The following is a 21,463-nucleotide window of genomic DNA, read 5'->3' as shown; positions in this document are numbered from 1 at the left end:
GCGGGTAAAACGTGGCCGCATGTTAACTGAAAAGCGCCTGTTCGCGCTCGCACCGACGCGACAATCGCACCCTGGGTGTCAAGTTTCCGCGCGCCTGACCGATACCCCGTGAGAATGCCGTGAACCACCGTGGAGTCGACCGTGCGTGCGCCCAATTTCCTTCTGATCAGCCTGCTGGCTGGCATGCCCTTGTGCCTGCCAGCGCATGCCATCAGCTTCCAGACGCGGCTGGAAAAGGTGGAGTGGACGGTCGAGGGCGATCAGTTCGAATGTCGCCTGAGCCAGACCATCAGCAATTTCGGCAGTGGCGAGTTCGTGCGCCGTGCCGGCGAGCAGGTCACCTTCCGTCTCAAGGCGCGTGAGCGCTGGATGGGGGCAGGTTCGGCGACCTTGCTCGCTGCAGCGGCGCCCTGGCAGCCAGGGCGCGGCGATATCAACCTGGGAGTGGTCAGCGTCGGTAATGGCGAGGTGCCCTTCAACAGCTCGCAGGAGCAGGGCTCGCGCCTGCTAACCGGCTTGCTCGAAGGGCGCAGCCCGGTGGTACGTCACCGCACGCTCAATGGTGGCGATAACCTGGAAGTGCGGCTGCTGCCGGTCAAGTTTCACAAGGCCTATGATGATTACCAGGCCTGTACCGCGAAGCTGCTGCCGGTCAATTTCGATCAGATTCGCCAGGCGCAGATCGGTTTTCCCGGTGGCGGCATCGATCTCGACCCGATGGCCAAGGCCAAGCTCGATATCATCCTCGACTTCGTCAAGGCCGACCCCACCATCAACAGCTTCCAGATCGACGGCCATGCCGACAACAGCGGCAATCGCCTGACCAATCGTGACCTGTCACGCCGCCGCGCGCTGGCCGTGCAGGAATATCTAGTGGCCGGCGGCATACCGGTCGAGCAGATCACCATGCGCTTTCACGGCGAGCGCTACCCGCTGGTGCCGAACAACAATGAAGCCAATCGCGCCAAGAATCGCCGTGCGACCCTGCGCCTGGATCGTATGCCAGCGTCGGATGCCCCGGTACAGAGCGCACCGCAGACCGCTCCACCGAGCCCCCCGGCTGACCCGGCCGGAAGTACGCCTTCCTAGCAAAAAATCCTATTCTTCCCGTCGCTTCGTCATCACAAGCTGTCGCGCCCCTGTAAATTGAGGCGCGAGGCCAGTAGAATCACGGGTTTTACCGTACAACCCGTGGAGTGATGGCATGGCGGACGTCAAAAAGGTAGTTCTGGCCTATTCCGGTGGCCTGGACACCTCGGTGATCCTCAAGTGGCTGCAAGATACCTACAACTGTGAAGTGGTGACCTTCACCGCCGATCTCGGCCAAGGTGAAGAGGTCGAGCCGGCCCGCGCCAAGGCTCAGGCAATGGGCGTCAAGGAAATCTACATCGATGACCTGCGCGAAGAGTTCGTTCGCGATTTCGTCTACCCGATGTTCCGCGCCAACACCGTCTACGAAGGCGAGTACCTGCTGGGTACTTCCATCGCCCGTCCGCTGATCGCCAAGCGCTTGATCGAAATCGCCAACGAGACCGGCGCCGACGCAATCTCCCACGGTGCTACCGGCAAGGGCAACGATCAGGTGCGTTTCGAGCTGGGCGCTTATGCGCTGAAGCCGGGTGTGAAAGTCATCGCCCCGTGGCGCGAGTGGGATCTGCTGTCGCGCGAGAAGCTGATGGACTACGCCGAGAAGCACGCTATCCCGATCGAGCGCCACGGCAAGAAGAAGTCGCCGTACTCCATGGATGCCAACCTGCTGCACATCTCCTATGAAGGTGGCGTGCTGGAAGACACCTGGACCGAGCACGAAGAAGACATGTGGAAATGGACTGTCTCCCCTGAGGCAGCGCCGGACGCACCGACTTATATCGAGCTGACCTACAAGGCCGGTGACATCGTCGCCATCGACGGCAAAGCCATGACCCCGGCCACCGTGCTGGCCGAACTGAACCGCATCGGCGGCGAGAACGGCATCGGCCGTCTGGACATCGTCGAGAACCGCTTCGTCGGCATGAAGTCCCGTGGCTGCTACGAGACCCCCGGCGGCACCATCATGCTCAAGGCCCACCGCGCTATCGAGTCGATCACCCTCGACCGCGAAGTGGCTCACCTGAAAGACGAGCTGATGCCGAAATACGCCAGCCTGATCTACAACGGTTTCTGGTGGAGCCCGGAGCGTCTGATGCTGCAACAGATGATCGACGCCTCCCAGGCTAACGTGAACGGCGTGGTCCGCCTGAAGCTGTACAAGGGCAACGTCATCGTCACCGGCCGCAAGTCCGACGACTCGCTGTTCGATGCCAACATCGCGACCTTCGAGGAAGATGGCGGCGCCTACAATCAGCAGGACGCGGCAGGCTTCATCAAGCTCAACGCCCTGCGTATGCGTATTGCTGCAGGCAAGGGCCGCAAGCTGGTCTAAGCTCAGCCACCTGCGCCACAACAAGAACCCCGGCCATGTGCCGGGGTTCTGCTTTTTACGGGAGTGAATCTGATGAGACTGCTGCACACCATGCTGCGCGTCGGCGATCTGGACAAGTCCATTGCCTTCTACACCGAAGTACTGGGCATGACTTTGCTGCGCCGTAAGGACTACCCGGATGGGCAGTTCACTCTGGCCTTCGTCGGCTACGGCGACGAGGCGCACAACAGCGTGATCGAGCTGACTCACAACTGGGGCGTCGAGCACTACGAGCTCGGCACCGGCTACGGCCATATCGCTCTGGAAGTCGAGGATGTCTACAAGGCCTGCGAGGATATTCGCGGCCGTGGCGGCAAGATCACCCGTGAGCCGGGCCCGATGAAGCACGGCACGAGTATCCTGGCCTTCTTCGAGGACCCGGACGGTTACAAGATCGAACTGCTTTCACCGTCTCGTCGCGTCTGATCGATACATACGAAAAGCCCCGCAATCAGCGGGGCTTCTTCTGTGCAGCTCGATACTCAGATATCGAAATCGTATTCGGCCAGCTGTTTATGCAGGCGACGCTCTTCGAGGAAGTTGTCGATGATGCGACGCTTGGTCAGGTTGGTCTTGGCGACTTCCACCGCAGGCTCGGCATCGTCCGATTCTTCCGCGACAAAGTCTTCGTCCAGTTCGAGGTCTTCTTTGTCAGTGCTCATCTATTCCACTCCAGGCCAGTGACTGGGGCCATTTGCGCACCTTATAGCGACAAAAATTGAGCGGGTAAAAAAGATTTTTTCAATCAGGAGATCGCCAGATTCTATGGTCGATCAATCGTCGGAGGTTTTCGCCTTGTACTCGCACAGGTCTTCGATGCGGCAGGCGCCACAACGCGGTTTGCGCGCGGTGCAGACGTAGCGCCCGTGCAGGATCAACCAATGGTGGGCGTCGAGCAGGTAATCCTTGGGCACGAACTTGAGCAGCTTCTTTTCCACCTCGACCACGTTCTTGCCTGGCGCGATGCCAGTGCGGTTGCTGACGCGGAAAATATGCGTGTCCACGGCCATGGCCAACTGGCGAAACGCCGTGTTGAGCACCACGTTGGCGGTCTTGCGGCCGACGCCGGGCAGGGCTTCGAGGTCTTCGCGGTTGTCCGGCACCACACTGCCGTGCTTCTCGATCAGGAGGCGGCAGGCCTCGATGACGTTCTTCGCCTTGCTGTTGTAAAGGCCGATGGTCTTGATGTATTCGGACAAACCCTCAACGCCCAGGGCGTAGATCGCCTCCGGCGTGTTGGCCACGGGAAACAGCTTGGCCGTTGCCTTGTTGACGCTGACGTCGGTGGCCTGGGCCGAGAGCGTCACGGCCACCAGCAGCTCGAAGGGGGTGCTGTAGGCCAGCTCGGTTTTCGGCTCGGGGTTGTCTTCGTGCAGGCGGCGGAAGATTTCCTGGCGCTTGGCAGCATTCATTCGATGACTCCGGTAACGCGAACGCGGCGGCTTTGGGCAGGCAGCTCGGGCGCGGCGGCCTTGGCTCGTTCGGCGGCGATCTGGTCGATGCGGTTCTTGCCGGCGATCAGCAGGCCCAGAACGATGAACGCGCCCGGTGGCAGGATCGCTAGCAGGAAGCCGCGGTAATCGTGCACCAGGGTGAGTTTCCAGTCGGCGGCAATCGGGCCGAACAGCAGGTGCATGTTGGCGAACAGTGCGCCAGTGCCAAGCAGCTCACGGATGGCGCCGATCAGCACCAGCACGGTGCCGAAGCCCAGGCCCATCATCAGGCCGTCGTAGGCGGCGCGAGCTGGGTCGTGCTTGGCGGCGAAGCCGTCGGCGCGGCCGAGGATCACGCAGTTGGTGGTAATCAGCGGGATGAAGATGCCGAGGATCTGGTACAGCTCGTAGGTGTAGGCCTGCATCAGCAGTTCGATGCAGGTGGTCAGTGCGGCGATGATCATGACGAAGGCAGGCAGACGCACAGCGGTGTTGACCACGCCGCGTACCAGCGATACGGCGGTGTTCGAGCACACCAGTACCACGGCGCTGGCCAGGGCCAGGCCCAAGGCGTTGACCGTGGAGTTGCTCACTCCAAGCAGCGGGCAGAGGCCGAGTAACTGCACCAGCGCGGGATTGTTCTTCCACAGGCCATTGAGGGTGATTTCGCGGTAGCTGGTCATCGTTCGTCCTCCACCTGGCCCAGCAACTGGGCGCGGTGCGTGTCGAAGTAGCGCAGGGCGCCGTGCACGGCCTTGACCACGGCGCGCGGGGTGATGGTGGCGCCGGCGAACTGGTCGAAGTCGCCACGATCCTTTTTCACCGCCCAGCGCTCTTCGCCAGGGTCGTTCAGGGATTTGCCCTCGAAGCTGCGTATCCAGTCGCTCTTGGCCAGTTCGATCTTGTCGCCCAGTCCTGGGGTTTCCTTATGGCTGAGCACGCGCACGCCGGCCAGGCGGCCATCGGCATAGATGCCCACCAGCAGGTGGATGGCGCCGCTGTAGCCGTCCGGTGCGGTCACCGGCAGAATCAGTGCGCTGGGCTCGCCGCTCTTGAGCGCCAGATAGGCTGACTGCGGGCTGCGGTGACCCAGCTCGGGGGCGTTGAGCTCGATGCGGTTGTCCAGCAGGTGATTGTCGTAGCTGCCGGCCGGCAGGATTTCCGCCAGGGCACGCACCTGGGCTTCGCGCTCGGCATTGGCGATACGCTCGGCGGTGCCCTGTTGCAGCAGGGCGACGGTGCCGACGGTGCCGATGGCGAACAGGCCAAGCACCAGGGCGTTCTTCAGCATCGAACGGCTGATTTCCGGCAGCATGCTCATTCTCCCAGCTTGAAGCCGCTGTTGGGCTTGCGATGGCCGTAGCTGCGCGGCCGGGTGTAGTAGTCGATGGTCGGTGCCGCCAGGTTCATCAGCAGCACGGCGAAGGCCACCGCATCCGGGTAGCCGCCCCAGGTGCGGATCACATAGACCAGCACGCCGACGCCGATGCCGAACACCAGACGCCCGCGATTGCTGGTAGCGCCGGATACCGGGTCGGTGACGATGAAGAAGGCGCCGAGCATGGTGGCGCCGGTGAGCAGGTGGAACAGCGGCGAGCCGTTGGAATCCGAACCGCTGCCGTTCCAGAACAGCAGGCTCATGACGAACAGCGCGGCGAGCATGCCCAGCGGTGCATGCCAGGTGATCAGGCGCTTGTGCAGCAGATACAGGCCGCCGGCGAGAAACGCCAGGTTGACCGCCTCGCTGCCGGCTCCGCCGAAATGGCCGAAGGCGGGGTTGCTGGCGTGTAGCTCGTCGATGGTCAGGCTCTTGTTCACCTTCAGCGCGTCCAGCGCGGTTGCCTGGGCCCAGCCATCCGGCAGGCTGACGATACCGAGGATGTGCTTGATGCCGTCCAGTGCGGCGACGCCGTGCGGCGCGGGCCAACTGGTCATGTCGACGGGGAAGGAGATCAGCACCATCACGTAGCCGACCATGGCCGGGTTGAACGGGTTCTGCCCGAGGCCGCCATAGAGCTGCTTGCCGAAGCCGATGGCGAAGCCGCAGGCGATCAGCGTCAGCCACCAGGGCGAATAGGGCGGCAGGGCCAGGGCCAGCAGCACGGCGGTGACCAGGGCGCTGTAGTCCTTGAGGAAGAACGCGATCGGACGTTTGCGTGCCGCCAGCAGCGCAGCCTCGAAGCCCAGTGCACAGAGGCTGGCCCAGATCAGATTGAACAGGGTGCCGGCGCCGTACAACCAGGTCAGGGCGAGAATGCCCGGCACGGTGGCCAGCAGCACCTGCAGCATGACCTGCTGGGTACGGTTGCTGCCCGTGGCGTGGGGCGATGTGATGCGGGGCAGGGCCATCGGCGCTCCGGTCGTTACTGTCGCGGCGCCTTGTTGGGCGCGGTTCCCGGATTGCATCCGGGCTACGGTTGTCTGTGCCGCCCAGGTGCTCCGGCGCGACGGGGTATCTTTTGGTAGCCCGGATGCAATCCGGGGCGGCTATCAGGGTTGGTATTCGGCCAACTTGCGTTCGGCTTCGCTCAGGCGCGTGCGCGCCTGCTCCAGCGCCTCGCTGGTGGTGTTGTCGTCACGTTCAAGCTTGCGCAGGTCGGCGCGGGCGAAGGCCACTTCGGTCTTCAGCGCCCTGAGTTTCTCGTCCAAGCCGGGGCGTTCGGTGCGCACCAGATCCGGTGCCGGTTTGCCTGAGGCCGCTTCGGCGGCGTGCAGCGCTTGTTCAGCGGCGGCCAGGGCATCGCGCAGCGGTTGCAGTGCGGTGTCGTCGCTGCCGGCCTTTTCTGCCTTCTTCAGTTCGGCGCGCTTCATCGCCAGTTCGATCTTGGCTCTTTTCAGCACATCGTCGCCGGCGGGTTTGGCGGCTGGTGCCGGCGCCTGGCTCTGCAACTCGGCCAGGGCTTTCTCGGCGGCCTCGAGCTGTTGGCTTACACGGGCGATCTCAGCTTGTTGCTCGTCGTCCGGGCTCTCGACTTTTGCCAGTTTGCGCAGTTGCGCCTTGAGCATGGCGGCTTCGATCTTGGCTTTTTTCAGCGCTTCGTCGCCAGCGGGTTTGGCTGCGGCTGTGGGCTTCTGGCTGTCCAGCTCGGCTAGGGCCTTCTCGGCGGCTTCCAGTTGCTGGCGCACGCGGGCGACTTCGGCCTGCTGCTCGTCGTCCGGGTTCTCGATTTTTTCCAGCTTGCGCAGTTGCGCCTTGAGCATGGCGGCTTCGATCTTGGCCTTTTTCAGCGCTTCGTCGCCGGCCGGTTTGGGCTCCGGTGCCGGTGCTGTCGCCTGGGCATCGGCCAGCGCCTTTTGTGCCGCTTCGGCGGCGGCGCGCAGCTCGGTGACCTGTGCCTGCAGTTCGGGTGTGTCGTGGGCGGCCAGCTGTTTCTCGGCTTTCTTCAGTGCGACCTGGGCCATGCTGGCTTCGATCTTGAGTTTCTTCAGCGCTTCATCGGCCGGCACCGCTGCCGCTGCGGGCGGGGCTTCGGCCTGCGCAGCCTTGGCGCGCGCGGCTTTCTCAGCGCGGGCCTTACGTTCGGCTTCCTTCTGCTCCTCGGCGCGGCGCAGGCGTTCCTGGCGTTGCTCGAAACGCTGCTTGGAGTGCTCGGCCTTGAGCTGCTTCTGCTCCAGCTCGCGGATTTCCGCCTTGGCCACACGGTAGTACTGCACCAGCGGGATGCTCGAGGGGCAGACGTAGGCGCAGGCGCCGCACTCGATGCAGTCGAACAAATTGTGTGCCTTGAGCTGTTCGTGCTCCTGGCCCAGAGCGAAGAAGTGCAGTTGTTGCGGCAGCAGGCTGGCCGGGCAAGCCTCGGCGCATTCGCCGCAGCGGATGCAGGGCATGGCCGGCGGTGGTGGCGGCAGTTCGGCGGCGGTGCTGGCCAGCAGGCAGTTGCTGGTCTTGATCAGGGGCACGTCCAGCGATGGCAGGGTAAAGCCCATCATCGGCCCGCCCATGATCAGGCGATTGATCTTGCTCGGGTCGAACCCGGCGAACGCCAGCAGCTCGCCCACCGGCGTGCCGATCAGCGCCTCGACATTGCCGGGGCGCACCAGCGCTTCGCCGGTGAGGGTGGTGATACGCGAGATCAACGGTTTGCCCAGCAGTACGGCGTCGTGGATGGCCACGCAGGTGCCGACGTTCTGGCAGAGGATGCCGATATCGGCCGGCAGGCCGCCGCTGGGTACCTCAACGCCGGTGAGAATCTGGATCAGCTGTTTCTCGCCGCCGGACGGGTACTTGGTTGGGAACACTCGCACCTGATAGTCGCGGCCGATGCAGGCAGCACGTACGGCCGCGATGGCCTCGGGCTTGTTGTCTTCGATGCCGATCAGCACCTGCTGCGGCTGAATCAGGTGGGCCAGCACCTCGATACCAGCCACCAGCTCGGCGGCGCGCTCGCGCATCAGCACGTCATCGGCGGTGATATAGGGTTCGCATTCGGTGCCGTTGATGATCAGCGTGTGGATCTTCTGCGTCGGTCGTGCAGTGAGCTTGACCGCCGTGGGGAAGCCGGCGCCGCCCAGGCCGTTGATGCCGGCCTCGCGGATCAGCGTCAGCAGTTCGGCTGGCTCCAGGCTGCGGTAGTCGGGATGCGGTGCCAGTTCGATCCACTCGTCCAGGCCGTCGCTGTCGATGACGATGGCTGGTGCCAGCATGCCGGAGGCGTGCGGATAAGGCTGCTCACCGATAAAGGCGATGGTGCCGGAAGTCGGCGCATGCAACGGCACACTGACGAAGCCGTTGGCATTGGCGATCTTCTCGCCCTTGAGCACGCGCTGGCCGACCGCCACGCAGGGTTCGGCGGCAGCGCCGATATGCTGACCGAGCGGCAACAGCAGGCGCTTGGGCAGCGGGGTCTGCTGGATCGGTGTGCGGTTGGACAGCTCCTTGCGCTCGGCTGGATGGATGCCGCCGGGGATATCCCAGAACTTTTCCTGCACCGTCATGCCGCCTGCTCCCGGTCACTGGCGATCAACTGGCCAGGTGCCAGCGGCTTATCCCATTTCCAGCTCTGCACGCTGCTGCCGACTTCGATCATGTCGATGCAGTCCACCGGGCAGGGTTCGACGCACAGGTCGCAGCCGGTGCACTCGCTGACGATCACCGTATGCATCTGCCGCGCTGCGCCAACGATGGCGTCCACCGGGCAGGCCTGGATGCATTTGGTGCAGCCAATGCACTCGGCTTCGCGGATAAACGCGACCATCTGCGGCTTTTCGCCTTCCACCGCGTCCAGTGGTTCCGCCTCGACGTCGAGCAGATCGGCCAGGGCGGCGATGGTGGCTTCGCCACCGGGCGGGCACTTGTTGATCTTGTCGCCGCCGGCGATGGCCTCGGCGTAGGGTTTGCAACCGGGATAGCCGCATTGGCCGCACTGGGTCTGCGGCAGCAGGGCGTTGATCTGCTCGGCGATTGGGTCACCCTCGACCTTGAAGCGCACCGCGGCAAAACCGAGGATGGCGCCGGCGATCAGGCACAGCGCGAGCAGGGCGAGGACGGCGACCAGAACCAGGCTCATAGCTTGATCAGCCCGGAGAAGCCCATGAACGCCAGCGACATCAAGCCTGCGGTGATCATGCCGATGGCTGCGCCCTGGAAGGATTTCGGCACGTCGGCGATGGCGATGCGCTCACGCATGGCGGCGAACAACACCAGCACCAGAGAAAAACCCAGGCCGGCGGCGAAGCCGTTGACGGTGGCGGTGATGAAGGTGAATTCGGCCTTGTTGGCGTTGAGCAGGGCGACGCCAAGAACGATGCAGTTGGTGGTGATCAGCGGCAGGAAAATGCCCAGCACGCGATAGAGCAGCGGGCTGGTCTTGTTCACCACCATTTCGGTGAACTGCACCACCACGGCGATCACCAGGATGAAGCTGATGGTGCGCAGAAACTCCAGATCCAGCGGTTTGAGCACGTACTGCTGCACCAGGTAGCTGCACATGGCCGCCAGTGTGAGCACGAATGTGGTGGCCAGAGACAAGCCGATCGCGGTTTCGATCTTCTTCGACACGCCCATGAACGGGCACAGGCCGAGGAACTGCACCAGCACGAAATTGTTGACCAGGATGGCGCTGACCATGATCAGGACGAGTTCGGTCATCGGGTTGCCGTCGAGTGCGCAAAGGCCATAGGAAAAGGGTGCCTATTATCGGGAAGCGCGTAGATGCAAACAAGCCGGCAGTGGCCGGCTTGTTCGACAGCATAAGCCTAGCGTGTGCTTACTTGACGCGCTGGCCTGGCTTGGCGCCGCTGTCCGGGCTGAGCAGGTAGATTTCCTCACCGCCGGGGCCGGCCGCCAGGACCATGCCTTCGCTGACGCCGAACTTCATCTTGCGTGGCGCCAGGTTGGCGACGTACAGGGTCAGGCGGCCTTCCAGCTTGCTCGGGTCCGGGTAGGCGGACTTGATGCCGGAGAACACATTGCGCTTTTCGTCGCCGATATCCAGCGACAGACGCAGCAGCTTGTCGGCACCTTCGACGAATTCGCATTTTTCGATCAGGGCGATGCGCAAGTCGACGGCAGCGAAGGCGTCGAAATTGATCTCGGCAGCCAGCGGGTCCTTGCTCAGTTCGCCATTGCCTTGTGGTTTGGGCGCTTCGGCGGCGAGGTCTTCCTTGGAGGCTTCGATCATGGCTTCGATTTTCGGTTGCTCGATGCGGGTCAGCAGCGGGTTGAACGGATTCAACTGGTGGTTGGCCAGCGGCAGCGCCAGGTCGGCCCAGGACTGAGGCTTCACATTGAGGAAGGCTTCTGCCTCGGCGGCCAGCTTCGGCAGCACCGGCTTGAGCATGATCACCAGTTGGCGGAACAGGTTGATACCCAGCGCGCAGATCTGCTGCACCTCGGCTTGCTTGCCTTCGACCTTGTTCAGTGCCCAGGGCGCCTTGTCGGCGATCCAGGCGTTGGCGCGGTCGGCCAGCGCCATGATTTCGCGCATGGCACGGGAAAAATCACGCGCCTCGTAGGCATCGGCGATGCTCGGCGCGGCGGCCTGGAAGGCATCCCACAGTTCGGGTTCCGGGTTGGCGGCGACCAGCAGGCCGGCATTGCCCTTGTGGATGAAACCGGCGCAACGGCTGGCGATGTTGACCACCTTGCCGACCAGGTCCGAGTTGACCTTCTGCACGAAGTCCTCGAGGTTCAGGTCGAGGTCGTCCACGCCACGGCTCAGCTTGGAGGCGTAGTAGTAGCGCAGGTATTCCGGGTTCAGGTGGTCCAGGTAGGTGCGCGCCTTGATGAAGGTGCCGCGCGACTTGGACATTTTCTGGCCGTTGACCGTCAGGTAGCCGTGCACGTTGACCGCGGAGGGCTTACGGTAGCCGGCGCCTTCGAGCATGGCCGGCCAGAACAGGGCGTGGAAGTTGACGATGTCCTTGCCGATGAAGTGATACAGCTCGGCGCTCGAATCCTTGCCCCAGAACGCGTCGAAATCCAGCTCCGGGCGTTTGCTGCAGAGGTTCTTGAAGCTGGCCATGTAGCCGATCGGCGCGTCCAGCCAGACGTAGAAGTACTTGCCCGGCTCGTCCGGAATCTCGAAGCCGAAGTAGGGGGCGTCGCGGGATATGTCCCACTCCTGCAGACCGCCGTCGAGCCACTCGGCGATCTTGTTGGCCACCGCTTCCTGCAGCGCGCCGGAGCGCGTCCACTGCTTGAGCATGGCTTCGAAGTCCGGCAGCTTGAAGAAGAAGTGCTGCGACTCCTTGAGCACTGGCACCGCGCCGGAGATGGCCGAGCGCGGGTTCTTCAGCTCGGTTGGCGAGTAGGTCGCGCCGCATTTCTCGCAGTTGTCGCCGTACTGGTCCTCGGTGCCGCATTTCGGGCAGGTGCCCTTGATGAAGCGGTCGGCGAGGAACATGCCTTTCTCAGGGTCGAAATACTGGGTCACGGCGCGAGTGGCGATGTGCCCCTTGTCGCGCAGCGCCAGGTAGATGGCCGCCGACAGCTCGCGGTTCTCGTCGGAGTGGGTCGAGTGGTAATTGTCGAAGTCCACGCCGAAATCGGCGAAGTCGGCCATGTGCTCGGCACGTACACCATCGATCAACTGCTCGGGCGTGATGCCTTCCTTTTCGGCGCGCAGCATGATGGCCGAGCCGTGTGCGTCGTCCGCGCACACATAGATGGCCTGGTTGCCACGCAGCTTCTGGTAGCGCACCCACATGTCGGTCTGCACGTACTCGAGCATGTGGCCGAGGTGGATCGAACCGTTGGCGTAGGGGAGGGCGCTGGTAACGAGAATCTTGCGGGCTTCGGTCATGGTGATCGGCTGCACTGGTAAAACGAGGGAAGTCGGCAACTATAAAGCAGCGGCAGGCTGCAAGCCACCTGCTGCAGGCAAGCATGCTCGATGTGCCGCGCATGGTGCGGTGCTGCTGCTATGATGCCGGCCTGTTTTTCCGCTGCCTTCTGGAGTTCATGCATGAGTGCCGTCACCCGCGAAGCGGTCGAAGCCTGTCTGCGTCAGTTCACCGACCCCCATCTCGATCAGGACCCGGTCAGCGCCGGTTGCCTGCGTGAGATCGACATCCAGGGCGCGCGTGTTTCCGTACGTCTGGAGCTGGGCTATGCAGCTGGTTTGTTCAAGAACGGTTGGGCGCAGATGCTGCAGATGGCGCTGGAAAATCTCGATGCAGTCGAGAGCGCGCGGGTGCAGGTCGACTGCGTAATCGACTCGCACCAAGGCCAGGCGCAGGTGCCGGCCCTGGCCGGTGTGAAGAACGTGATCGCTGTGGCGTCGGGCAAGGGCGGGGTGGGCAAGTCCACCACCGCTGCCAACCTGGCGTTGGCGCTGGCGCGTGAAGGCGCGCGGGTCGGCATTCTCGATGCCGATATCTACGGCCCCAGCCAGGGCATCATGTTCGGCATCGCCGAAGGCACGCGCCCGCATGTCAAGGATCAGAAATGGTTCGTGCCGCTCGAGGCCCATGGCGTGCAGGTGATGTCCATGGCCTTTCTCACCGACGACAACACGCCGATGGTCTGGCGCGGGCCGATGGTCAGTGGCGCTTTGCTGCAGTTGATCACGCAGACCGCCTGGAACGATCTCGATTACCTGGTGGTGGACATGCCGCCGGGCACCGGCGATATCCAGTTGACCCTGGCGCAGAAGGTGCCAGTGGCTGGCAGCGTGATCGTCACCACGCCGCAGGACCTGGCGCTGCTCGATGCCAAGAAGGGCGTGGAAATGTTCCGCAAGGTGCACATCCCGGTGTTGGGCGTGGTGGAAAACATGGCCGTGCACATCTGCTCCAACTGCGGCCATGCCGAACACCTGTTTGGCGAGGGCGGCGGTGAGAAGCTGGCTGCGCAATATGGCGTCGAGCTGCTGGCCTCGCTGCCGCTATCGATGGCCATCCGCATGCAGGCCGATGACGGCAAACCGACCACGGTGGCCGATCCGGAAAGCCAGATCGCCATGATCTACCAGGACCTGGCGCGTAAGGTTGGCGCACGTATCGCCCTGGCTGGTAAGCCGGCCATGCCCAGCATCGAGATCAGTGAGGACTAGGAGCAGCCGTGCAGCGGCTTTCTGATGCCCCTCTCCCATTTATGGGAGACGACTGCATGGATGCAGGAGGTAGAGCGACGCAGGATGCCCAAGCCGAGGGTGCCCGAAGGGCGGGAGAGGGTAGGCAGGCGACTCGGTCCTGGCTTGGTGATTTCCCATTGTACTGATCCCGCTTCTGTAGGACCGGCTGGGCGGCATTCCGCTTCAGCCGCGAATCGCGGATAAATCCGCTCCTACAAGGCGTGCAACACCCATAAAAAAGCCCCGCACTAGGCGGGGCTCTTTTCAAGCAGGTCAGCTCAGGTTAGACAACCTGAACTTCCTCAGCTTGCATGCCTTTCTGACCACGGGTGGCCACGAAAGTCACTTGCTGGCCTTCTTTCAGGCTCTTGAAACCATCGCTCTGAATGGCTTTGAAGTGTACGAAGAGGTCGTCACCGGATTGCGGGGTGATGAAGCCGTAGCCTTTCTCATCGTTGAACCACTTAACGGTGCCAGTCTGACGATTGGACATGTGATGTCTCCTAACAAAAGTAATAGCAGCCCTGGAAAAGCCCAGGCCGGGACTGAGTGCAACGAGTACTAGGAGTCGGACGATGTTTGGATCGAGATCTAGGCATCAAGTAGCGATTCGCGGTGACACATGCAGCACAGTGGGGACACCATACGTGTTTTTATCGCCAAGTGCGAATAGTCGATGCAGCTTTTTTGCAAATAATCTCCGGCGCTGGAGGCTGCGCTCTTTGAAGCGTGGCGCCTGCATCGGTAAGATGCGCTCACTTTTCTTGCAATAGCCCACTCAGGACACCTCGCCATGAGCATCAAATCGGACAAGTGGATTCGCCGCATGGCCCAGGAACACGGCATGATCGAGCCCTACGTCGAGCGCCAGGTACGCGGTGCTGATGACCGCCGCGTTATCTCTTACGGCGTTTCCAGCTACGGCTACGACGTACGCTGCGCTGATGAATTCAAGGTGTTCACTAACATCCATTCGGCCATCGTCGATCCGAAGAATTTCGATGAGAAGAGCTTCGTTGACATCAAGAGCGACGTTTGCATCATTCCGCCTAACTCCTTTGCCCTGGCCCGTACCGTCGAGTACTTCCGTATTCCGCGCGACGTGCTGACCATCTGCCTGGGCAAAAGCACCTATGCGCGTTGCGGCATCATCGTCAACGTCACGCCGCTGGAGCCGGAGTGGGAGGGCCACGTGACCCTGGAGTTCTCCAATACCACCAACCTGCCGGCGAAGATCTACGCCAACGAAGGTGTGGCACAGATGCTGTTCCTGCAGTCCGACGAGGCCTGTGAGGTGTCGTACCGTGATCGCGGCGGCAAGTACCAGGGGCAGACCGGTGTGACCTTGCCCAAGGCCTGATCGCCGAAGCGTTGTCACAAAGCCGGGCTTAGCCCGGCTTTTTTGTGCGCACTAGCGTTTTGTCGGATAGCCTGAATTTCCCGCCCATGTGGCGCTCCACCTGTAACGGTCCACGTTCAGGAGAGCGGCCCATGTCTTTGTTCTATCTCAATGCGGGAGGCATTCCCGGCCAACCCGAACCCGATATTCCTGACCAGCCAGGAAGGCCTTTGCCGCCGCAGGAGCCTGGTGAGCCGACACTGCCCGATCAACCGCCGCCAGCACCAGTGGCCGAGTGCCGGCCTCGTCAGGTCTTCGCGCGCTCGCCGCGCCATTAGAGCGCATTGCCGGGTAGTGGCGTTAATTTGCAGTGCAGACAAAAAAGCCGGGCGATTGCCCGGCTTCTTTTTATGCCTGCGAATATCAGGGCACCAGCGGTAGCTCGCGCTTGTGCCGCGTGTTGTCGTAAGTGCGCACGATGGTGGCGTAGGCTTCGTCGCTGACTTTCTCGCCATGCAGGAAGGCATCGATTTCGGCGTAGGTGACGCCATGGGCTTCTTCATCCGGCTTGCCCGGGCGCAGCTCTTCCAAATCGGCGGTGGGCGTCTTCTGCACCAGGTGCTGCGGTGCGCCCAGGTGCTTGGCAATCGCGCGTACCTGGTTCTTCACCAGGCCCGATAGCGGGGCGAGGTCGCAGGCGCCGTCGCCGAATTTGGTGAAGAAGCCCATCACTGCTTCAGCGGCGTGGTCGGTGCCGATCACCAGGCCGTTGTTGGCATTGGCGATGGCGAACTGGGCGACCATGCGGATGCGTGCCTTGATATTGCCGATGACGAAATCGCGACGGGCATCGGTCAGTTTCTGCAGGTGGCTGACCTGCTCGCCGAGGCCGCTCACGCTGCTGGCGATGTTGACCGTGTCTTCTTCATCGGCACGGATGAATTTCAGCGAATCCTGGGCGTCATGCTCGTCGTGCTGGGCGTTGTGCGGCAGGCGCACGGCGATGAAGCGATAACCTGTATCGCCCGTTTCGGTGCGCAGCTCCTCGACCGACAGCTGGGCCAGGCGCCCGGCAGTCAGTGAGTCGACGCCACCGCTGATGCCCAGCACCAGTACCTTGAGGCCGGCGTTCTTCAGGGTGTGTTTGATGAAGCTCTTGCGGCGCTCGATCTCTGCGCTCAGCGCTGCCTCATCGGCGAACGGCGGCACTACATCGAGAGCGGCGGCGATTTCGGCTTGGCGGTTGCTCATGTCTGGGTCCTCACTGGGTCACGCGAAAGACGTGTTTCAGGTAACTGACGAAATTCTCGTCGCGGCATTGGGTCTTGCCAGGCGTATCGGAAATCTTCGCCACCGGCTGACCATTGCAGGCGGTCATCTTGATCACGATGTTCATCGGAGTGACGCCAGGGATGTCGCAGGTCAGGTTGGTGCCGATGCCGAAGCTTACGTGGATTCGCCCGGAAAGTGCACGGTAGAGCTGCAGCGACTTGGGTAGGTCGAGTCCGTCGGAGAACACCAGGGTCTTGCTTCTGGGGTCGATGCCGAGTTTCTCGTAGTGGGCGATGGCTTTTTCCGCCCATACCAGTGGGTCGCCGGAGTCATGGCGCAGGCCGTCGAAGAGCTTGGCGAAATACAGGTCGAAATCGGCGAGGAAGGCATCCATGGTGATGCAGTCGGTCAGGGCGATGCCGAGCAGGCCACGATACTCGCGCACCCAGCAGTCGAGTGCGGCGATCTGGCTGTCGATCAGGCGCGGGCCGAGTTGCTGGTGCGCCATCAACCATTCGTGGGCCATGGTGCCAATGGGCTTGAGGTCGAACTCGCGGGCCAGGTGCACGTTGCTGGTGCCGACGAAACGCCCGGGAAAATCGCGCTTGAGGATATGCACCGCCTGCTCCTGCACGCGGTAGGAGAAGCGCCGGCGAGTACCGAAATCAGCCAGCTGGAAACCGGCCAGTTCGCTCGGCGAGGCTTCGGCCTTGAGCCAGTCGAGCTTCTCGTACAGGCGCTCGGCGGCCTGTTCCAGCAGCACTTCGCGGTAGCGATAGCGGTTGCGCACTTCGCTGACGATGGCCAGCAGCGGTACTTCGAAGAGGATGACGTGCAGCCAGGGACCGCGCAGGCGGATGTTCAACTGGCCGTCTTCGATGCTGGTGTGCACGTAGCGCAGGTTGAAGCGGAACAAACTCAGAAAGCGGATGAAGTCGGGCTTGATGAAGGGAATGCTGTCGAGAAAGGCAAGCTGGTCGACGCTTAGGCTCAGCTCGCTGAGACGTTCGATCTGGTAGCGGATCTCGGCCAGGTAGGGCGTCAGATCCTCGCTGCTGCGGCAGCGGAACTCCCATTCCACTTCGGCGTTGGGGTAGTTGTGCAGCACCGCCTGCATCATGGTCAGCTTGTAGAAGTCTGTGTCCAGCAGATTCTGCACGGTGCGCTCGGCGAAGATGCTCTCGCTCATCGCAGGTTCTCCTTGGCGAGGGTGTCATCCAGCTGTTCCAGGCTGGTGGCAAGTGTGATGCCCTGTTCGCGCATGGCGATGCAGGCGGTTTCGGCCGTTTCGCTGGCAATGGCTCGGCAGGCCGGTAGATGCACGATCACCTCGAAGCCGGCGCGGCGTAGCTGCAGGGCGGTGGTCATGACGCAGTAGTCCAGGGCCAGGCCGCCGACCAGAACGAGGTCGACGTCATTTTGCCGGAGAAACTCGATCACGCCCGTGCTGCGCTTCTCGGCCAGGTCGTGATAGCAGGCACCGTAGGGGTGCAGGTCCGGTTCGACGCCTTTCCACACGAAGTAGTCGTAATCCAGCGGCGCGGGCAGGTCATCGAGCAGTTCGAAGCCGGGCGTACCAGGCACGCAGTGGCTGACCCAGGTCAGGTCTGCGTTGGCCAGCGGCAGGGGGCGCAACATCTCATCGTGTTTATCGACGACCCAGGCCGCTTGCGGGCTATGGGCATCCTTGCTGCCGATGCGCAGCTGGGCGCGTGCGGCCAGTTGGTTCAGCGCCGGAACGATGGTGTCGCCCTCGGGCACTGGTAGCTCGTTGGGGCACAGCGGGGTGAAGCCTTTCTGGGCGTCGACGTCGAAGCTGGCGATCTTCATGGTGCGCCTCCTTCTCTTGGGTGAGTGACTACATATTTCATCTGATGAAATATGTAGTCAAGTGTTTTCGCCAAATCCTGCGTGAAAAAATATGAGTTATTGGTCAAGATGAAATAAGTACATGAAGGAGCAAGCAACAGGATGAGTGCAGTTGAGGTGCTGGCCGGGGTGGATATCGTTGCCCTGCGTTTGAGCGAGGAGGGGACGCTACAGGTGCTTCTGTTGCGTCGCCAGCGTGAACCTTACGCTGGGCAATGGGCGCTGCCGGGCGTGCTGGTCAACGGCCGTTGTGCCGATGCCAGCCTGGACGCCGCCGCTGCCCGTGCACTGGCCGACAAGGCGCGCCTGCAACCGCAGTATCTGGAGCAGGTGGCGACAGTCGGTAATGGTGTGCGCGATCCACGCGGCTGGTCGCTGAGCACCTGCTACCTGGCGCTGTTGGCGTCTGATGCCGAGCCAGAGGATGAAAACCTGCGGTTCGTCGAGTTGGCGGGTGTCATTGCAGGGGAACAGGCATTGCCGTTCGACCACGCACAGCTGGTGCGTCTGGCGGCTGAGCGGCTGCGTGGCAAGTCGGTCTACAGCTCGCTGCCGCTGTACCTGCTGGCACCGCGATTCACCGTGACCGATGCGCTGACGGCATTTCAGGCGTGTCTGGGTGAGCCTGTGCAACACACCACCTTGCGCGGGAGGCTGGAGCGGATGAAGGCGCAAGGCTGGATCGGTGATACCGGCGAGAAGAATTACCCGAAGATGGGGCGGCCGCAGAATCTGCTGGCGCACAGCCCACACGCGGGTGAGGCCTTTATCTTCGACCGCAGCCTGCTGGCTTAGCAGGCGTGCTCTGAATTGCAGGCAAAAAAATAGGCGCCAGAGGCGCCAGGGGAGCATTTCAATCGATGCATGGTCTCTGAACCTGCTTTGTCCGAGAAGTTCCATCCGGTGATGGAAAAAAGCCATCTTTTTCTTCGGGGCAAAAGAAAAGGCGCCAAGGGCGCCTTAAAACGATGATCTATGGAGTAAGTCGATTATTCAGAGTGGGCGCTGAGGCAAAGGTTCAGCGCCGCCCGACGAACGGTCATTACTTGGCCGGCATCAGCAACAGGCGCTGGTTGCCATAGACCTTATCCAGATTCTCTGCCTTGAACGGGAAGCTCATGTAGCCGCCCTTGAGCCATGCCTCGATGCCGTCGGCGTAGTGCGGGCTGGCTGGGTTGCCCGACTGCCCTGAGCTGTTGACGCCGACCAACGGCTCGTCGGCGGCAAAATCCACCACGATACGCATGGCCGGGATGAGGAAGGTATTGAAGTCCTGGCCCCAGGCGTAGGCAGAGACGTTCAGCGTGCTGTGGTCGCCCCCGGCGGGATAGGGGCCGCGATCCAGATAACCTTTCAAGGCGTTGATGCTGCTGCGTTGACTGGCGCTCATGTAAGGCGCCATGCGCGTGGTATCGGTCACCCACTCATAGGTATGCAGCTTGCCCCATTGCCAGTTGCGACGCTCGGCGCCCAATCGACTTTCCAACAGCTCGATGCTGGCGGCCAGGCTGCGTGCGAGGATGATCGGCTTGTCTTCCTGCTCTGGCGTGCGGATGTCGTTCCAGAACGGGCTGTCGGCACGCCCAAGCAGGTGATCGGCCTGCGCCGAGTAGGAGGTGTTGGCGGTTTGCACCAGCGCCTGCCAGGCCGGGCTGTCTTCCGGGCCCAGTTCGTCGAGGAAGATATACCGCGCACTCTCATGCAGGAAGGCGCTGTAGATGGCGGCATCAGCAGAGCTGGCAGCGAGCTTGCCGTCGAACGCCAGCAGGCGTTGCAGCGCTTCTTCGGCACGTGCGCGTTGCCCAGCCGGCAGGGCGGCGATGGCTTGGCGCAATGAGTCGTGCATGGCCGGGTCGTTGAACATGGCCTGCAATTTGGCGACGAAGGGCGAGGTCTGGTCGTACTGCATGGCGATCATGCTGCGGCCATCGTGACGACCGTTGCCGGCCAGCTCGGCAATGCGCTCGGCGCGCTCCGGGTAGTACCAGGAGCTGGACAACTGCATGCCGTAACCGGGCGGCACGCTGCGCTCATTGGCGGTACCCAGCCAACCCTGTGGCGGGTCCTGATCGTAGGGGTGGAGCATCGGGTCAGCGAAACCATCCCAGGCGTAGCGTTCGTCCCAGCCAGGGGAGGGCAGCAGGCCGCGACCTTCGCGGCGATTCGGGTAGCGACCGGTGACCTGCCAGCCAATGTGCTGGGCGTCGGCGAAGACGATGTTCAGCGGCATGGCGCGGATTTCCCGCGTCGCATCGAAGGCCTGGTCCACCGACTGCGCGCGCGACAGGTCGAAGAAGGCGTCGAGGCTCTGGTCACGTTCGAACTGCGTGGTTTTCAGCGCCAGGCCGTAACCGCTCTGCAGAGTCAGGGGCTGCAGCATATGCTTGCGTTCGCCCAGCACCGAGTTGAGCAGTGGACCATTACGGGTCTCGTAAAGCGTTTCGCGAATCGGGCGTTGCCCCTTGATGAAGAAGGTCTCCTGGCGTTCGGCGACCGGCAGCCATTTGCCGTCCGCCTGGTACATCAGGCGGCTGCCTTCGCGTTTGATGCGCTCCAGATAAATGTCCTGGTTGTCGCCCATGACCATGGTCATGCCCCAGGCCAGCTTGCCGTTGTAGCCAGCAACTACTGCCGGTACGCCTGCCAGGGAGATGCCCGCGGCCTGGTACTTGGGCGAGCGGATCTGCACGAAGCTCCACAGCGAAGGCATGCTCAGCGGCAGGTGTGTGTCATTGGCCAGCAGGCTCTTGCCGCCACGGCTGCGCTGCGGGGCGATGGCCCAGTTGTTCGAGGCGGCGACGCCGAGCATGTGCTGTTCGGCGATCTGCGCTGCGGTGCGGGAAATTGCCTGCAGGCCCGGTAGCTGGCCCTTGAGGTCGAGACCGGCGAGTTTTTCTGCTTCGGCGAAGGGCAGCGGTTCGTCTGGGTAGATCGGCAGCAGCCAGGGCAGCTTGTCGGTGCCCACGCGCTGGGCCATGGTCAGCGCGGCGATCTCTTCCTGCATGTTCACCGCCAGACCGAAGTTGAGCAGGCAGAACAACAGCACGGAGTCCTCGGGCTTCCAGTACTCGGGACGGTAGCCGGATTCGGCCAGATCCATCGGTAGGCGATCGCGGTAGCGGAACAGGTAGGCGTTGACGCCGCGCGAATAGACTTCGAAGAAACGCTTCAGGCGTGGCGAGGCGTCGGCGTAGAGAATTTCCGCACTCTTTTTCAGGTTGACCGCGCGCATGAACCGGTCCATTTCCAGCACGCCCGGCCCTGCCATTTCGGCCAGGCGGCCCTGAGCCAGCAGGCGCATGCCGACCATCTGGCTGAGGCGATCACCCGCGTGCACGTAGCCCAGGGTAAACAGGGCGTCGTGGAAATTGCTCGATTCGATCAGTGGCATGCCGAGGGCATTGCGTCGCACCGATGCACTTTCTGCCACACCCTGAATGCGCTCGACGCCGCGGGTGGGTGGCACGCTGTCGGCATAACGGCTATTGAGCAGGGACTGGCAGCCGACGAGGCTGGTCAGTGAGGCGGCGAGAATCAGGCAGGCCAGCGTGCGCATGGCGAATTTCCTTGGTGT

Annotated in this window: 20 protein-coding genes; 6 read left to right on the top strand and 14 right to left on the bottom strand. The window is 62.6% G+C overall.

What is annotated here, in order from left to right; translation table 11 throughout:
* Nucleotides 1-141 precede the first annotated feature (141 nt).
* From RTH74_RS01720 to gloA, 3 genes are all read left to right on the top strand, one after another.
* The gene (locus RTH74_RS01720) at nucleotides 142-1,089 is read left to right on the top strand and encodes an OmpA family protein (protein WP_316913554.1); all 948 of its coding nucleotides are present in this window, start codon (nucleotides 142-144) and stop codon (nucleotides 1,087-1,089) included.
* 115 nt (nucleotides 1,090-1,204) lie between these two features.
* Nucleotides 1,205-2,422, top strand: a complete 1,218-nt coding sequence (locus RTH74_RS01715; RefSeq protein WP_106732997.1) for an argininosuccinate synthase — start codon at nucleotides 1,205-1,207, stop codon at nucleotides 2,420-2,422.
* A 72-nt stretch (nucleotides 2,423-2,494) separates the two neighbouring features.
* Entirely contained in the window at nucleotides 2,495-2,887 is a 393-nt protein-coding gene (gene gloA / locus RTH74_RS01710; RefSeq protein ID WP_316913553.1) for a lactoylglutathione lyase, read from the top strand.
* Between the two features lie 56 nt (nucleotides 2,888-2,943).
* Here gloA and RTH74_RS01705 read toward each other — a convergent pair whose 3' ends face one another.
* From RTH74_RS01705 to metG, 9 genes are all read right to left on the bottom strand, one after another.
* Nucleotides 2,944-3,123: a PA3496 family putative envelope integrity protein gene (locus RTH74_RS01705; RefSeq protein WP_017677837.1), complete on the bottom strand. Its 180-nt coding sequence runs from the start codon at nucleotides 3,121-3,123 to the stop codon at nucleotides 2,944-2,946.
* Between the two features lie 111 nt (nucleotides 3,124-3,234).
* Entirely contained in the window at nucleotides 3,235-3,873 is a 639-nt protein-coding gene (gene nth, locus RTH74_RS01700; protein ID WP_084341346.1) for an endonuclease III, read from the bottom strand.
* On the bottom strand, nucleotides 3,870-4,577 hold the full coding sequence (locus tag RTH74_RS01695; RefSeq protein ID WP_099522105.1) for an electron transport complex subunit E: 708 nt from the start codon (nucleotides 4,575-4,577) through the stop codon (nucleotides 3,870-3,872). The genes nth and RTH74_RS01695 overlap by 4 nt, the downstream gene beginning before the upstream one ends.
* Nucleotides 4,574-5,209, bottom strand: coding sequence for an electron transport complex subunit RsxG (gene rsxG, locus RTH74_RS01690; RefSeq protein ID WP_316913552.1), 636 nt, complete (start codon nucleotides 5,207-5,209; stop codon nucleotides 4,574-4,576). Before rsxG ends, RTH74_RS01695 begins: the two co-directional genes overlap by 4 nt.
* A gap of 2 nt (nucleotides 5,210-5,211) precedes the next feature.
* Nucleotides 5,212-6,243, bottom strand: coding sequence for an RnfABCDGE type electron transport complex subunit D (locus RTH74_RS01685; RefSeq protein WP_316913551.1), 1,032 nt, complete (start codon nucleotides 6,241-6,243; stop codon nucleotides 5,212-5,214).
* 141 nt (nucleotides 6,244-6,384) lie between these two features.
* A complete protein-coding gene (gene rsxC / locus RTH74_RS01680; RefSeq protein WP_316913550.1) occupies nucleotides 6,385-8,829 on the bottom strand; it encodes an electron transport complex subunit RsxC in 2,445 nt (814 codons plus the stop codon).
* Complete coding sequence (gene rsxB / locus RTH74_RS01675; protein WP_013714593.1) at nucleotides 8,826-9,401, bottom strand: electron transport complex subunit RsxB; 576 nt, start codon at nucleotides 9,399-9,401, stop codon at nucleotides 8,826-8,828. Before rsxB ends, rsxC begins: the two co-directional genes overlap by 4 nt.
* Entirely contained in the window at nucleotides 9,398-9,982 is a 585-nt protein-coding gene (gene rsxA / locus RTH74_RS01670) for an electron transport complex subunit RsxA (RefSeq protein ID WP_013714594.1), read from the bottom strand. The genes rsxB and rsxA overlap by 4 nt, the downstream gene beginning before the upstream one ends.
* A 118-nt stretch (nucleotides 9,983-10,100) precedes the next feature.
* On the bottom strand, nucleotides 10,101-12,137 hold the full coding sequence (gene metG / locus RTH74_RS01665) for a methionine--tRNA ligase (RefSeq protein WP_316913549.1): 2,037 nt from the start codon (nucleotides 12,135-12,137) through the stop codon (nucleotides 10,101-10,103).
* 162 nt (nucleotides 12,138-12,299) lie between these two features.
* On the opposite strand from metG, the gene apbC reads away from it, so the two are divergent.
* Nucleotides 12,300-13,388: an iron-sulfur cluster carrier protein ApbC gene (apbC, locus tag RTH74_RS01660; RefSeq protein WP_316913548.1), complete on the top strand. Its 1,089-nt coding sequence runs from the start codon at nucleotides 12,300-12,302 to the stop codon at nucleotides 13,386-13,388.
* Nucleotides 13,389-13,692: 304 nt separating this feature from the next.
* On the opposite strand, the gene RTH74_RS01655 is transcribed toward apbC, so the two are convergent.
* Nucleotides 13,693-13,902, bottom strand: coding sequence for a cold-shock protein (locus RTH74_RS01655; protein WP_004423761.1), 210 nt, complete (start codon nucleotides 13,900-13,902; stop codon nucleotides 13,693-13,695).
* Nucleotides 13,903-14,202: 300 nt separating this feature from the next.
* Here RTH74_RS01655 and dcd point away from each other — a divergent pair, with 300 nt between their 5' ends.
* Nucleotides 14,203-14,769, top strand: coding sequence for a dCTP deaminase (gene dcd / locus RTH74_RS01650; RefSeq protein ID WP_316913547.1), 567 nt, complete (start codon nucleotides 14,203-14,205; stop codon nucleotides 14,767-14,769).
* A 402-nt stretch (nucleotides 14,770-15,171) separates the two neighbouring features.
* Here dcd and nadE read toward each other — a convergent pair whose 3' ends face one another.
* From nadE to RTH74_RS01635, 3 genes are read right to left on the bottom strand one after another with little or no spacing between them, the layout of a single operon-like run.
* Complete coding sequence (nadE, locus tag RTH74_RS01645) at nucleotides 15,172-15,999, bottom strand: ammonia-dependent NAD(+) synthetase (protein WP_316913546.1); 828 nt, start codon at nucleotides 15,997-15,999, stop codon at nucleotides 15,172-15,174.
* Between the two features lie 10 nt (nucleotides 16,000-16,009).
* A complete protein-coding gene (gene pncB, locus RTH74_RS01640; protein ID WP_128579694.1) occupies nucleotides 16,010-17,209 on the bottom strand; it encodes a nicotinate phosphoribosyltransferase in 1,200 nt (399 codons plus the stop codon).
* Nucleotides 17,206-17,850 carry a nicotinamidase gene (locus RTH74_RS01635; protein WP_179545426.1) on the bottom strand — a complete coding sequence of 215 codons (645 nt, stop codon included), beginning with the start codon at nucleotides 17,848-17,850 and terminating at the stop codon, nucleotides 17,206-17,208. The genes pncB and RTH74_RS01635 overlap by 4 nt, the downstream gene beginning before the upstream one ends.
* Nucleotides 17,851-17,991: 141 nt before the next feature.
* Between RTH74_RS01635 and RTH74_RS01630 the strand changes: the two genes are divergently transcribed.
* On the top strand, nucleotides 17,992-18,684 hold the full coding sequence (locus RTH74_RS01630; protein WP_316913545.1) for an NUDIX domain-containing protein: 693 nt from the start codon (nucleotides 17,992-17,994) through the stop codon (nucleotides 18,682-18,684).
* A 247-nt stretch (nucleotides 18,685-18,931) separates the two neighbouring features.
* On the opposite strand, the gene RTH74_RS01625 is transcribed toward RTH74_RS01630, so the two are convergent.
* Nucleotides 18,932-21,445, bottom strand: coding sequence for a penicillin acylase family protein (locus RTH74_RS01625; RefSeq protein WP_316913544.1), 2,514 nt, complete (start codon nucleotides 21,443-21,445; stop codon nucleotides 18,932-18,934).
* Nucleotides 21,446-21,463 lie beyond the last annotated feature (18 nt).

The organism is Pseudomonas sp. zfem001 (assembly GCF_032621725.1).
GTDB classification, from domain to species: domain Bacteria; phylum Pseudomonadota; class Gammaproteobacteria; order Pseudomonadales; family Pseudomonadaceae; genus Aquipseudomonas; species Aquipseudomonas sediminis.
Note: the sequence above shows the minus strand (reverse complement) of the source record. Positions and strands in the feature narration are given on the sequence as shown.

Bases quoted from the DNA above. Each gene is read 5' to 3' on its own strand.
- nth (WP_084341346.1), bottom strand. From the start codon at position 3,873: ATGAATGCTGCCAAGCGCCAGGAAATCTTCCGCCGCCTGCACGAAGAC.
- RTH74_RS01685 (WP_316913551.1), bottom strand. From the start codon at position 6,243: ATGGCCCTGCCCCGCATCACATCGCCCCACGCCACGGGCAGCAACCGT.
- RTH74_RS01695 (WP_099522105.1), bottom strand. From the start codon at position 4,577: ATGACCAGCTACCGCGAAATCACCCTCAATGGCCTGTGGAAGAACAAT.
- RTH74_RS01705 (WP_017677837.1), bottom strand. From the start codon at position 3,123: ATGAGCACTGACAAAGAAGACCTCGAACTGGACGAAGACTTTGTCGCG.
- dcd (WP_316913547.1), top strand. From the start codon at position 14,203: ATGAGCATCAAATCGGACAAGTGGATTCGCCGCATGGCCCAGGAACAC.
- RTH74_RS01715 (WP_106732997.1), top strand. From the start codon at position 1,205: ATGGCGGACGTCAAAAAGGTAGTTCTGGCCTATTCCGGTGGCCTGGAC.
- rsxB (WP_013714593.1), bottom strand. From the start codon at position 9,401: ATGAGCCTGGTTCTGGTCGCCGTCCTCGCCCTGCTCGCGCTGTGCCTG.
- apbC (WP_316913548.1), top strand. From the start codon at position 12,300: ATGAGTGCCGTCACCCGCGAAGCGGTCGAAGCCTGTCTGCGTCAGTTC.
- RTH74_RS01625 (WP_316913544.1), bottom strand. From the start codon at position 21,445: ATGCGCACGCTGGCCTGCCTGATTCTCGCCGCCTCACTGACCAGCCTC.
- metG (WP_316913549.1), bottom strand. From the start codon at position 12,137: ATGACCGAAGCCCGCAAGATTCTCGTTACCAGCGCCCTCCCCTACGCC.
- pncB (WP_128579694.1), bottom strand. From the start codon at position 17,209: ATGAGCGAGAGCATCTTCGCCGAGCGCACCGTGCAGAATCTGCTGGAC.
- rsxC (WP_316913550.1), bottom strand. From the start codon at position 8,829: ATGACGGTGCAGGAAAAGTTCTGGGATATCCCCGGCGGCATCCATCCA.
- RTH74_RS01635 (WP_179545426.1), bottom strand. From the start codon at position 17,850: ATGAAGATCGCCAGCTTCGACGTCGACGCCCAGAAAGGCTTCACCCCG.
- RTH74_RS01655 (WP_004423761.1), bottom strand. From the start codon at position 13,902: ATGTCCAATCGTCAGACTGGCACCGTTAAGTGGTTCAACGATGAGAAA.
- RTH74_RS01630 (WP_316913545.1), top strand. From the start codon at position 17,992: ATGAGTGCAGTTGAGGTGCTGGCCGGGGTGGATATCGTTGCCCTGCGT.
- gloA (WP_316913553.1), top strand. From the start codon at position 2,495: ATGAGACTGCTGCACACCATGCTGCGCGTCGGCGATCTGGACAAGTCC.
- nadE (WP_316913546.1), bottom strand. From the start codon at position 15,999: ATGAGCAACCGCCAAGCCGAAATCGCCGCCGCTCTCGATGTAGTGCCG.
- rsxG (WP_316913552.1), bottom strand. From the start codon at position 5,209: ATGCTGCCGGAAATCAGCCGTTCGATGCTGAAGAACGCCCTGGTGCTT.
- rsxA (WP_013714594.1), bottom strand. From the start codon at position 9,982: ATGACCGAACTCGTCCTGATCATGGTCAGCGCCATCCTGGTCAACAAT.